Origin of the sequence: Steroidobacter sp., from assembly GCF_016790065.1 — a bacterium.
Taxonomy (GTDB): Bacteria; Pseudomonadota; Gammaproteobacteria; order Steroidobacterales; family Steroidobacteraceae; genus Steroidobacter.
Map to the genome: position 1 here is coordinate 1 of NZ_JAEUPY010000667.1, position 13,378 is coordinate 13,378.

General features: G+C 59.9%; 9 protein-coding genes. All 9 read left to right on the forward strand.

The annotated features are described in order from the left end of the window. A partial coding sequence (locus JNL55_RS27510; RefSeq protein ID WP_293862177.1) for a TonB-dependent receptor occupies positions 1-2,425 on the forward strand: 2,425 nt, incomplete at its 5' end. Positions 2,426-2,427: 2 nt separating this feature from the next. Continuing rightward, positions 2,428-3,846: a serine hydrolase gene (locus JNL55_RS27515; protein ID WP_293862180.1), complete on the forward strand. Its 1,419-nt coding sequence runs from the start codon at positions 2,428-2,430 to the stop codon at positions 3,844-3,846. A 92-nt stretch (positions 3,847-3,938) separates the two neighbouring features. Continuing rightward, positions 3,939-4,553, forward strand: coding sequence for an RNA polymerase sigma factor (locus JNL55_RS27520; protein WP_293862183.1), 615 nt, complete (start codon positions 3,939-3,941; stop codon positions 4,551-4,553). Continuing rightward, a complete protein-coding gene (locus tag JNL55_RS27525; RefSeq protein ID WP_293862186.1) occupies positions 4,543-5,544 on the forward strand; it encodes a FecR family protein in 1,002 nt (333 codons plus the stop codon). The genes JNL55_RS27520 and JNL55_RS27525 overlap by 11 nt, the downstream gene beginning before the upstream one ends. A 98-nt stretch (positions 5,545-5,642) precedes the next feature. Beyond that, a complete protein-coding gene (locus JNL55_RS27530) occupies positions 5,643-8,543 on the forward strand; it encodes a TonB-dependent receptor (RefSeq protein ID WP_293862189.1) in 2,901 nt (966 codons plus the stop codon). Between the two features lie 11 nt (positions 8,544-8,554). After that, positions 8,555-9,832, forward strand: coding sequence for an alpha/beta hydrolase family protein (locus JNL55_RS27535; RefSeq protein ID WP_293862192.1), 1,278 nt, complete (start codon positions 8,555-8,557; stop codon positions 9,830-9,832). Between the two features lie 39 nt (positions 9,833-9,871). Next, the gene (locus JNL55_RS27540) at positions 9,872-11,887 is read left to right on the forward strand and encodes an alpha/beta hydrolase family protein (protein ID WP_293862195.1); all 2,016 of its coding nucleotides are present in this window, start codon (positions 9,872-9,874) and stop codon (positions 11,885-11,887) included. 82 nt (positions 11,888-11,969) lie between these two features. Continuing rightward, on the forward strand, positions 11,970-12,326 hold the full coding sequence (locus tag JNL55_RS27545) for a hypothetical protein (protein ID WP_293862219.1): 357 nt from the start codon (positions 11,970-11,972) through the stop codon (positions 12,324-12,326). Between the two features lie 21 nt (positions 12,327-12,347). Beyond that, positions 12,348-13,378 (forward strand): Fic family protein (locus tag JNL55_RS27550; protein WP_293862222.1); only part of this gene is annotated, 1,031 nt, incomplete at its 3' end.

Consider the following 13,378-nt stretch of genomic DNA (forward strand, 5'->3'; position numbering starts at 1 on the left):
CATCACTCACAACCTCGCCATCCCCACGCAACCTTTGTCTGAAGCGCTCAAAGCGCTGTCGATAGCAGCTAACGAACAGATTCTGTTTTCGCAGCAGCTGGTCGAAGGCAAGCAGAGCCCGGAAATTTCCGGCGCCTATACCACCGAGCAGGCGTTGGGATTGTTGTTGGCCGGCTCCGGATTACAAGCCAATCGAACTCCGAGCGGCGTATTGCTCATTCGCGCGGCACCGGCGGAGCGCAGTTCCTCTGCGGCAGACAAGACCGAGAACGACGTGCTCTATGAAATCGTAGTGACGGCGCAGAAACGCTCCGAGAGTATCCAGGATGTGCCCATGAGCATCTCGGCCTACGGGCAGGATGCGATGGAGAAGCGCAATCTCGTCGACATGAATGATTTCCTTCGCACCATGCCGGGTGTGAACTTCATCGACTACGGTGCCGGTCGCAATACCATCATCGTGCGAGGTGTGACCGCCGATCCGCAGCTCGAAGGCAAGGTGGTGGGCACGTATTTCGGCGAGACGCCGATCACCGGACTGGGCAGTAGTGCAGGCGGCGGCAACGGCTCGAGCGATTTGAAGATGGTGGACATCGAGCGAGTGGAGCTGCTGCGGGGGCCGCAGGGCACGCTGTACGGTTCGGGGTCGCTGGGCGGCACCTTGCGCATCATTCCAAACAAACCGGATCTCGCCACCCTGGGTGGCAATGTCGAGATCGGTTTTTCCAACACCAGCCGTCTGGGCGGCGCCAATCAGTCCCTGAAAGGCGATTTGAACGTGCCGGTGGTGCAGGATGTGTTTGCCGTGCGCATGGTGGGTTACCAGTTCAACGACAGCGGCTACATCGACAACGTCGCCGCCAGCAACGCGGATAAAGCTGCGGCTGCAGCTGCCGCCGGCGCCATCGTTTTCGACGAGCGGCATCGTGGCGAAACTGATACCACTGGCGCGCGCTTCTCGGCGCTGTGGCAACTGAGCGAGGATTTCTCGGCCAACCTGAGCTACACCTATCAAAAAACTCATGTCGACGGCCGCACCGAGGTCAATTTGAATCTGGGTGACTATCAGCAAGTGCGCTTTCAGTCGCCGGGTTTCGGTGAGGAGTCCATGGACGATGAGCTCAGAATCGCCAATCTGGAACTCAACTACGATTTCGGCTGGGGCAGCCTGCGCTCCTCCACGTCCTCGGTGAAGCAGCGCTCCGATACCGTGCGTAATTTTCTAGGCACGTTCTTCGAGACCACGCCGGTGGGGCATCTGGTGCCAGCCGAATACGAGGTGTTCTCCGAAGAACTGCGTTTCGTGTCGCAGTTCCAGGGGCCGTTGCACATCGTCGGCGGCGTGTTCTTCCAGGACACTGATGCGGAGTCGAGCAATCTGCTGTATTGGCTGGGTGCGGCCGATCGGAATCCTTTCGATCCCACGCCGACCAATTTTCTGGGCTCGCAAACCGCCTTCAACCAGGTCCAGCAGAAGGCGGTGTTCAGCGAAGTCGGCTACGACATCGTGGAGCAGCTGACTCTGACGTTGGGTGCTCGCTACTACGACTACGATGTGGATCAAAGAACGGACAATTCCGAGGTCGGTGCGCTCACCGCAGGCGTTCCCGATGTCAGGCTGCGTTCCAATGAGAGCGGCACCAACTTCAAGGCCAACCTGACTTATCGTGCCAGCGATGACGCCATGATCTACTTGCAATGGGCCCAAGGCTTTCGGCTCGGCAGTCCGACATCGCCGTTTCCCTCGACTTGCGACTTGAATGGCGACGGTATCCACGACGAGCTGGGCCTGCGAAATTCCACGCGCATCAAGTCCGATTCGCTCGATAGTTACGAGTTGGGCAGCAAGATCATGGGCCTGACTCGACGGCTGTCGTTGAATACCTCCGTGTATCACACCAAGTGGGAAGGTATTCCTGTGTTCCTCGGCATCCAGGCGGCTTGCGGCTTCGGTCTCACGGTGAACGCCGGCTCGGCCGAGACCAGCGGTGCTGAGGTCGAGGGTTCCTATCTGTTGCATCCTGCTCTGCGTGCGGATTTCTCAGCGTCGTACACGGAAGCGAAACTTACGTCTGCCGTGCCTGCGCTGGGTCCCAAAGGTGCGCGTTTGCCGGGCTCGCCGAAAGTTAATGCGAGCCTCGGACTGCAGTACGACTATCAACTGGGAGAACGCGAAAGCTACACGCGCTTGGATTGGGCGTATGTGGGTGGCTTCTACGGCCAGATCAATTCGCAGGGGTTGGAAGGCGGCGATTATTCCCAGGTCAACATCAAGTCGGGCATCGAGTTCGAGCGCTTCAATGTCAGCGTTTACGTCAACAACCTGACCAATAGCAAAGCGCTGGCCTGGGTGGATGTGTTCGAACCCAATGCGGTTCGATTGCGGCCGCGGACGGTGGGTATCAACTTGGGTGCGAACTTCTAAAGATGAACAAGCTCTCTGTTGCTGTAGCCACGTTGCTGTTCGCGGCGCCTCTGACGCAGACCGTTGCCGACGTTCCTGCGCCGTTCGCCAAGCAAGTGGATGAGCTGTTCACTCAGTGGGACAAGCCGGACTCTGCGGGATGCGCGTTGGGCGTGATCAAGGATGGACAGCTGGTTTACAAGCGTGGCTATGGCTCAGCCAACCTGGAGACGGGCACCAAACTTTCCACTGACTCGGTGTTCTACATTGCGTCGACGTCGAAACAGTTTGCGGCGGCCAGCATCATGTTGTTGGTCCGCCAGGGAAAGCTGTCCTTGGACGATGACATTCGCAAGTTCATCCCCGAAGTTCCTCGCTACGCTCATCCCATCTTGGTCCGGCATCTGGTCTATCAAACCAGCGGCCTGCGCGACTATCTGGAGCTGATGTTGTACGCCGGCCGCAGCCACGAGGATGAGTTCGGCAACGCAGATGCCGTTCGCTGGGTTTCGCTGCAGAAGAATCTGAACTTCGACCCCGGCAGCAAATGGGAGTACAGCAATTCCAATTATGCGTTGATGGCTGAGATCGTCGGTCGCGTCACCAACACCTCGTTGCGCCGTTTCGCCGAGGACAACATCTTCAAGCCGCTGGGCATGACTCACTCGCACTTCGACGACGATCATCGTGAAGTCATCAAGGGCCGGGTGATCAGCTACGAGGAGAAGACGCCGGGCAATGTCCGCCAGCTCATGAAGAACATTGATGCCGTGGGCGATGGCAACCTGCTGACCACTGTCGAGGATCTGGCGCGTTGGGACCAGAACTACTACGACGAGACGGTGGGCGGTAAAGGCTTCACCAAACTGATGACCACGCTGGGCAAGCTGGATGACGGCACCGAGACTCAATACGCGGCAGGGTTGTTTCCAGCGACCTATCGCGGCGTGCCGGTCGTGCATCATGCCGGCGGCTTCTTGGGGTTCCGTACACAGATGGTGCGCTTCCCCGAGCAGCGCGTGAGCGTCATCTGCTTGTGCAACCTGGGCAACATCAATCCAGTAGAAATCAGCTGGAAAATCGCCGACCTTTATCTGCAACAGGACGGCGTCAAGCTCGGCCCGCCGGAGCAGAAAAAGGCATCCGAGATGCCGCCCGAGCCGAAACCGATCACGCTCACCGCCGCGCAGCTCAAGGAATACGCCGGTAGTTATCACGGCGACGAAGTGGATTCGACCCAAACGCTGTCGATCCAGGACGGCAAGCTGGTCTGGCCGATGCGGCGCATGTCGGGAGTGCTGTTGCCGGTGGGCAAGGACGAGTTCTATTCATCCGAGATGATGATGTTGCGTATCAAATTCAGTCGCGACGCCAAAGGCAAGGTCAACGGCTTCAGCATCGACAGCGGCCGTATTCACGGGCTCGGATTCAAGCGGCTGTAAGGCTAGAGCAGGCCACGACGAACGGCGCCTGAAAATCCCACACTGGTTCGCGAAAAATTCTTTGCTGCTGTTAGGGGCGGTTTGGGCTGTCAGTGCCTGGCTGCCAGGCGTATCTTAGCCGTGTGGAAGAGCCCCTAAAAACGTGGTTCAAGCGCGAGGTCCTCGCCCATGAGGCTGCACTCATGCGCTACCTCGCTCGCGTGTGGCCCAAGCGGGAGGAACTGACCGACTTGCGCCAGGAAACATACGTCCGCGTCTTTGAAGCGGCGACCAAGGCGCGGCCGTCCTCCGCCAAAGCCTTTCTTTTCAAGACCGCTCACCATTTGATGGTCGACAAACTGCGCCGCGAGCGAGTGGTGTCGATCGAAGCTGTGGGCGATAGCGAAGTGCTGCACGCTTCGGTGGATGAACTCTCAACGGAACGCCGGGTGATTGCACGGGACGAGATCAAACGTCTGGCCCGTGGCTTTGATTTATTGCCGCCCAAGTGTCGCGAGGTGGTTTGGCTGCGCCGAGTGCAGGAGCTGCCGCAAAAGGAGGTGGCGCAGCGCTTGGGAGTCGATGAGAAAACGGTGGAACGACATGTGTCCAAAGGAAGTCGTTTGTTGACCAATTACATGCTGGGTGGAGATCCGGGCGCGACGCGCGTCGGGGCCGACTCGGCGGCGCAGAACGACATCGAGCAGGGAGAGCGCCATGAAAAGTGAGGCGATACGGGCCGAAGAAGCCGCGGGTGACTGGTTGGCCCGGCGGGATTCGGGTTCATGGACGGCGGCTGACGATGTCGCGTTCGATGAGTGGTTGAACGCATCGACGCTCAACAATGTGACCTATCTGCGCATCGAGCATGGCTGGGAGGAGGCGAGACGACTCAAAGCGCTCGGCGCGGGTTGTGCTACTGACGTGCCACCGCCGCCGGGGCAGTGGGTGTTGTCGCCGTTCTTCGAAGCCAACCCTGTCGTTAGTAAGAAGACCGGTACGCGGCGAACGCTCTGGGCGGTCGCGGCCACGTTGTTGATAGCCGTCGGTGTGGGCAGTTGGATTGCATTCTGGCAGCAGGGGCGGTTCACGACGCCAGTGGGCGGCCTCGCCTCGGTGCCCATGTCGGATGGTTCGGTGGTTACTCTCAATACAGACACTGAACTACGCGTCGAGGTGACGGCCCAAGAGCGGCGCGTGAATCTGACGCAGGGCGAAGCGTATTTCGAAGTGGCCAAGGATGCGGCTCGGCCTTTTATCGTGAGCGCGGGACATCGGCAGGTCGTCGCGGTCGGCACTAAGTTCTCGGTCCGGCGAGTGGCCGATGACGTGCAGGTCGTGGTGACTGAAGGCGCGGTGAAAGTCTCGAACACAGATCAAGCTGGCCAGGCGATGACCGCCTTGCCGGCAGGCACGATCGCACGAACCAAGGGCGAGGGCGTCATCGTCCAAGAGAAGCCGCTACAAGAAGTGCTGGACTACGTGAGCTGGCGCGGCGGTGTGCTCGTGTTTCGCGATACGACGCTCGCGAGCGCCATTGCCGAGTTCAATCGTTACAACCAGCGCAAGATCGTCATCGATGATTCCTCGGTCGCGGCGTTGCGCATCGCTGGCAGTTTCCGCTCTTCCAACGTCGATGAGTTCGTTTGGTTACTGGAACATGGCTATCCAGTCCGCACTGAACTGCGCGACGACCGCATCGTGATCAAGGGAAACTAAGTCAAGTTCACGGCAACTTTCTGCTACGAGTGTGGGGTGAGGCGCACTCGCTCGTCTTAATTGAGCACCGGACAATTACAACGAGGGGCAGAAGAATCATGCGTATTGCAGCCGCGGTGGCCATTGCGATGCTAGGCATCAACGGTGTCTCGCAAACGGTGTTTGCCGAGTCGCCTACTGCCCAATATTCCGTCGACATTCCCGCAGGCGATCTGGTGACGGCGTTGAATACGCTGGTCAAACAGTCCGGCGCCGACCTGGTGTATCGCCCCGAGCAGGTTCAGGGCGTGGCCACCAAGGGAGTGAGGGGCAATCTCAGCGTCCCCGACGCGATTCGGTTGCTGCTACAAGGAACCAAGTTGCAGCTGACGATTGCGCCCACGGGTTCCATGCTCATCGCTGTGCCGGTTCGCGGCGATGTGCCCACGGCGGCGCTCGACGCACGCAATGTGGAGTTGGAAGAAGTCGTCGTCACCGGATCCAACATCGTCTCGTCGGTCGATCCGGAAAAACGCGGCGCTCCGGTTGAGGTCATCACCGCCGAATCCATCGACAAGACAGGCGCCAATTCGTTGTCCGACGTGCTGGCCAACAACCCTTCGATGACCGGCGGCGCGCTGGCAGAACAGGACCAAGGCGGCCGTGGCTTCGTCAACTTGCGTGCTTTGGGTGCGCAGTACACGTTGGTGTTGGTGAATGGCCGTCGCTTGTCCGCCAACGATCCGGCCAACGCGTTGTCGATTCCGGCGGACGCCATCCAACGAGTCGAAGTGCTCAAGTCCGGCGCGTCGGCGGTGTATGGCTCGGACGCTGTGGCCGGCGTTGTGAACGTGATTCTCAAGTCATCGGCCGACGGTCTCGGCGCGAACCTCACTTATGGCGATACGACGCAGGGCGGCGGCGCCACCACCGATCTGAATTTCTACGGTGGCTTCAACAGCGAGAACTCGCGATTCTTTTTCTTGGGTAACAGGATGACGCGCGATGAAATCCGCGCGAGTCAGCGGGAAATTACCTCGACCAGCGATCGCCGTCGCTTCGGCGGTTACGACGAGCGCAGTTCCATCGGTAGCCCCGGCCGTATCGGTGGTGTAACTGGGTTGGGCAATGTGATCGCCGACCCGACGCGGGTGGGGCGTGGCAGCTACTCGCTCGATCCGGCCGACTATCGGCCCTTCAATGCGGAAACCGATAATTACGATACCAACGGCGCCGGCAATCCGAGTGTCATCTCCAATCCAGAGCGGTTCACCATCATCGGCAACTTCGAGCACGACTTGCTGGGCGGCGCGGCCACCTTTTTCGCCACCGGCATGTTCTTTCAGATGCGTGAGAATGTCTGGAACGCGCCGCGCTCCATCAGCTTCAGTGCCGTCGGGCCGATTCCGGCCAGCAACCCGTATAACCCGTTCGGCGAAGAGTTGACCGATGTGAGATATCGCACCACCGAGTTGGGTCGTGCCCATTCGGAGCACACGGCCGGTACGAATCGGCTCAGCGGCGGGGTGCGAGGCGAAATCGGTAGCTGGCAACTGGAGTCGGCGCTGACTTGGTATCGCAGCGAAGTCATCCAGCGGCAGCATGGGCAGTTCATCACCTCGCGCTTGATTGAGGCGGTCAATCGCGACGGGCCGACGGCGTTCAATCCGTTCTGCAATGCCTGCAACACCGACGCTCAGTTCGACGGGCTACGCGGCACCAGTCGCTATGAGATCAATTTTGACGCAGATATCGCCGACATCCGCTCCAGCGGACCGTTGTTCGATCTGCCGACCGGCACGGTGCAGGCAGCCATCGGCGGCGAATACCGTCGCGAGCAGGTCGCGGTCGAGTTCGATCCGCTGACGGGAGTGGGCGGTTGGGCAGGATTAGGCACCGCGGGTCCATACGATTTATCGCGAGACATCTACTCGGTGTTCGCCGAAGTTCGCGTGCCGCTGATCAAGTCGAGTGGCGGTGCCGCTTCGAGTCCGTTGGAACTGTCACTGGCCGGTCGTTACGAGGACTACAGCGACTTCGGCACGACCTCGACGCCGATGGCGACGTTGCGATTCTCGACTTGGGATGATCAGCTGATACTGCGAACCTCGTATGCCGAGGCATTCCTTGCGCCGTATCTCGAGTACGCCACCTATGAGTTTCGCTACTCGTATAGCGACGTGTTGCTCGACCCGGAGACCGGCGATCCAATCGAAGCGCTGATCTATGACTCAGGCACGCCCGACATCAAACCAGAAACGTCCGAGACGGTGAATATCGGCGCGGTGTTTACGCCGCACGCCATCCCCGGACTGACCGTTGCGCTCGACTATTTTCGTATTCAGCAGAACGATCTGGTACCCGGCACCACCTCTCCGCAAGGCGTGCTCGATGGTAACGAAAGCGGCCTCGTGACGTATGGGGTCGACATCGGTCCCGCGGGCGAAGACGTGATCGTCGAGACGTATTTCTACAATGCAGGTCGACGACGCAGTTCCGGTTACGAGCTCAGCGTGAACTATGTGCTGCCCACGCTGCCGATTGGTACGTTTACCGTCGATGTAGGACTCGCGCGCATGGCGTCTTTCGAAGTAGAGGACGGTAGCGGCGGTTTGGTCGACATCTCTGGCGGCACCGACCCGGCGGGCGGGCCGTTCTTTTCCACCGGCGCCTTGCCGAAGACGCGTGGCTTGGTCGGAATCGATTGGACGCACGGCGCGTTGTCGCTGTCTTCGCAGTACAACTTCATGAGTAGCTATCGCGACCTGTCACCCAGCGGCGATCCCATCGACCGCAAGGTGCCGTTCTACGCCACCACAGATTTTCAGCTGAGCTACACGCTCGGCAAGGATGGACACGAAGTCGACTGGCTCCCGGCCCGCGCCATGAAACTCAGCTTGGGCGTGGAGAATGCTTTCGACCGAGAGCTGCCGTTCATCATCTTCCGAAACGACTACAACATCTACGAGAACGATCTGCGCGGACGCTATGTCTATGCGCGAGTCAACGTAGACTTCTGACGAATCATTTTATGAGAAAGTTGATGCCCACTTGGGTGGGGCTATGCGCGGCTGCGCTGAGTGGCTGTGTATTGGCTGCCCAGCCCGTGCCGGTCGATTTGTTTGCTAACCAAGTGCGCGGCCCATATCAAACGGGCACGTTCGAACAGATGTGGGTCGATGCGGCGCGGGAGGAGACGACAACACTCGATCCCGCTGACCGGCGACGCTTGATGGTGCAGGTTTGGTATCCGGCTGCGTACAAGGGTAATCCAGCTCGCGCACCTTATATGCTGCATCCAGGGTTGTACGCGCGTCAGACGGAGTTGCTTCGGGACCATCCGACGGCTCACTGGGTCTATGCCGGCTGGTTGGATGATGTCGTCAACGTGCGAACCAACTCCGTGGTCGATGCGCCTGTGGCACCCGAGCCGCGGCGCTTCCCGGTGATTCTTTATAACCCCGGTGCCGGGTTTGCTGCCTTTAGTGCCACGTTCCAGACCGAGTTCCTAGCCAGCCACGGTTATGTGGTGGTGGGTATCAGTCATACCGAGAGCACGGGGATCGAACGATTTCCGGATGGCACGGCGTATCGATTGGAGACCAACAACCCGGAACTCACGGATGAGGAAGGCGAGAAGCTGACTCCGACTGAGAACTTTCGCGCGTCGATCAAGCGCTATGTCGAACGCTTGATGCCGGTGCACGTCAAGGACATTGGTTTCGTGCTCGATCGCTTGCAGCAGATGGATCGGGAACGAGGCAATCGGTTCTATGGTCGTTTGGATCTGGAGCGCGTGGGCTCGATGGGCTGGTCGCTGGGAGGCGCGCTGTCCCTGCAAGCGAGCCGCGATGAACCGCGAATCAAAGCCGCTGTGAACCTGGACGGTTGGTTGTTCACCGACGTGCAAGAAACGGGAACGCCTCGACCCATCATGGTGGTTCACTCGGACGAGCCGTTCGCGTATCACCCTGACGAGCCGGCCGCCGAGCGCGAACGCCGCCTGATTGCGGAAACTCAGCCATGGCAGCTGTACGCTCGAATGCAAACGGATTGGTACGACGTCACGTTGGATCGCGGCGGGCACATGCACTTCTCGGATCAGTCGCTGATCATGCCGGAGCCCGTTCGCAAGATTTTTTTGGCCGGACCGGCGGGCGCACGCGAGCCCAGTTTCGTGCATGACGCCAGCAATCGACTCACGCTGGAGTTCTTCGACAAGTATCTGCGTCAAAGCAGTGAAGCTCGCTTGCTCTGCGGTGGCCGAACGTTGCCGGGCGTGATCGTGCGGGGTCGCTCCTGTCCTTGATTGATCCGCAGTCGCGCACGATACGGGAGAGTTGGTTCGATGAGACGAGTGGTTACGTTTGTTGCTGCGTTGGTCGTTTGCAGTCCAGTGTTAGTTTCAGCGGAGGGCGTGTCGCGGCGGTTGGAAGTCGACGATTTCGCACAAGTAAAGACCGTCCTCGAACCGCAGTTGTCGCCGGATGGGCGCTGGGTTGCCTACCTCGTACGCAGCCTCGATCTCACAGCTGACGAAAGCCGCGTCCAGCTTTGGCAGATGAGTGTCGACGGACGCGAGCGGTTGCAACTGACGCATGAGCGCAAGGCGGTGAGCTCGCCGCGTTGGCGGCCGGGTGGGCAGCATCTTTCGTTTCTGGCTGCACGCAAGCAAGGTGAGGTCGAAAGCACGCAGTTGTGGGTGCTGGATCGCCGGGGCGGCGAGGCGGAGCCGCTGACAGAGATTAAGGGTGACTTGTTTGAATATGCGTGGTCTCCGGACGGCAAGCGATTGGCACTGGTCGTCCGTGATACCGATGGCGCCGATGAGCAGCGGCCGGAGCCGTATGTCATCGACCGGTATCAATTCAAGGACGATGGCGAGGGCTACTTGCATCGTGGGGTGCGTCCCGCACGAATTTATCTGTACGAGGTAGCGACGAAGTCTCTGACGGCGCTGACTACTGATGCGCGCTTTGCTGAGAGCTCACCCGTGTGGTCGCCGGACGGTGAGCAGCTTGCTTTCGTGAGCAATCGCGATGAGCAGTGGGATCGCACCATCAACGATGACATCTGGGTGGCCGACGCACGACCCGGCGCTACGCCTCGTCGCTTGAGCACATCTCCCGGCCGAGATCTGGTGCCGGAATGGAGCCCGGATGGACGCGCGATCGTCTATCTGCAAGGGAGCGAGCCGCGCTATTCCTACTACGGGCCTTACAAGCTTGCGGTCGTGTCGGTGACGGACGGAACGATTCGCTATCCAGCAAGCGGCCTGGATCGGGATGTCGACGGTCCCAGATTCTCGGCGGACGGGCGATTCATTCGCTTCCTCGTGGGTGACAACCGCGAGTCGTACCTGGCGCAAGTTGCTGCGACTGGCGGTGCAGTTCAGCGGCTCACGAAGAGTGTTCGATCAGTGAGTGACTTTGTCACCAGTGCCGATCGCACCATCCTGCTATCGAGTCGGAGCACACAGCCTGCAGAGCTGTATGCGCTGGAGCGGGGCACGGCTCGTCAACTCACGAGCCACAACGAAGGCTGGTTGAAGGATGTCGCGTTGGCTGCAACGGAAGATTTCCAGTTCACCGCTCGGGATGGCACTGAAATCTATGGTTTGTTGACACGACCGAGCTCGGTTGCGAACAACGTCACCGGCAAGTTGCCAACGGTGCTATGGATTCACGGCGGACCTTACGGCCAGGATTCTCATGGCTTCCATTTCCAACGTCAGCTGTTCGTGGCGCAGGGATATGCGGTGCTGCAAATCAACTATCGCGGCAGCAGCGGCCGTGGTGCCGCGTTCGGCCACGGCACTTTCGCTGACTGGGGCAACAAGGATCTGACGGACCTGCTCGACGGGGTGAACCAGGCCATCGCGCGAGGCATCGCCGATCCCGAACGGCTGATGGTCGGTGGCTGGAGCAATGGCGGCGTCATGACCAACTACGTGATCGCCCGCGACGCTCGTTTCAAAGCCGCCATCGCCGGCGCTGGCTACGGCAACCTGATCTCTTTCTATGGCTCGGACATGTATTCGTTCGTGTACGACCACGAAATCACCCCGCCGTGGGTGGATCGCGAGCGCTGGTTGAAGCTGTCGTATCCGCTATTCGAGGCGAACAAGATCCGCACACCCACGCTTTTCGTCGGCGGCGAGCGAGACTTCAATGTCCCCATCGTCGGCAGCGAGCAGATGTACCAAGCGCTGCAAAGCCTGAAGGTGCCGACGCAGTTGGTGATCTATCCGGGCGAACATCACGGTATCGGCCGGCCGAGCTTTCAGCGGGACCTGCTTGGTCGCTACGTCGCTTGGTTCGCCACGCACCTAGGCCGGGGCGACGGCAGGCCGGCTTATGAGTAGATTTGCGACAAAGTCGGGTATTTGCGCGTAGAATAGCGACGGGCGGGCCGGTTTTAGGCTCAGTTAGGCGGGGTTGGGCGACATGCCGCTGGTCGTGGCCGGGAATGACAAAACGCAGGCGCGGCGTTTGCAGCGGCTGGCCCAGCAGGGTCAGCTGCGGCGTATTTATCCAGGCATCTATACCGATGACCTCGTACAGCCGCTGGAATCTATTGTCCGCCGTGAACTCTTCGCGCTGTGCTCGCTGGTGGCGCCTGGCACCGTAATATCCCATCGCTCGGCGCTGGATGGCGGACGACCGACGGCAGCCGGCAGCGTCTTTCTGACGGGAGCCAATCGCCGTGACTTCGTTTTGCCCGGTGTGACCTTACGGATCGCGCAGGGCACGGGGCCGTTAGCTAGCGACATGCGGGTTCCGACATTTGCCGGCGACGTCTAGATATCTAGTCAAGCTCGCGCGTTGCTCGAGAATCTCACCGCCAGTCGCGGTACTTCAAATGAGCGTCGCACGCTCGGCGCTGCCGGGGTCGAGGCCTGGCTCGAACGTTTCATCGCACGCGACGCAAGCAGTGCGGTCAACCAGATTCGAGATTCCGCTCGAGAAATTGCCAACCCCCTCGGGCTCGATCCTCAGTTTCAGCAGCTCGATGCCGTCATCGGCGCGCTGCTCGGCACGCGCACTGCGCGGTTGACTGCTCGGGCGGCGATTGCACGAGCCGCGGGCCGGCCATATGACGATTCACGGCTCACGTTGTTTCAAACGTTAGCCGAAGAGTTGCAGCGGGAGCCTGTGCAAGTCGCTCTCGCCGACCCACGTGCCGATATCCACGTCCAGGCCTTCGTCGAGACCTACTTTTCGAACTACATCGAGGGCACTGAATTCGAACTCGAGGAGGCGCATGACATTGTCGTTAACGGCCGTCCGCTCAAGTATCGCGAGGATGATTCGCATGACATTCTCGGCACCTATCAAGCGATCCTGCGTTCGAAGGCGAGCCCGACGATTCCGCAAACATTCGCTGCCTTCGCCGCGCAGTTGCAAGCGTGGAACCGCGAGGTTATCGAGTCACGCACGTCCAAGCATCCCGGCGAGTTCAAGGCGGAAGCGAACCGTGCCGGTAGCACGATGTTCGTGGCTCCCGATCTGGTCTTAGGCACGCTGGAGAAGGGCTACGAAATCATGATGAGCGCGCCGACGCCGTCACAGCGTGCGACCCTCGCGAGCTTCATCGTAGCGGAGGTGCATCCGTTCGCCGACGGCAACGGGCGCACGTTACGGCTCGCCATGAACATGTTTCTAACTCAGGCCGGACTTACGCGCATCATCATCCCAACGGTATTTCGGGACGACTACATCTCAGCGTTGAAGGCGCTTTCCAACAACGCGCATCCGCGTCCGTTGGTGCGCATGCTTACGCGTGCGGCGAGGTTCAGTCGCTGGTTGGATCTGAGTTCGAAGCAACGTGCGTTTGCCTGCTTGAAGCAGTCTCA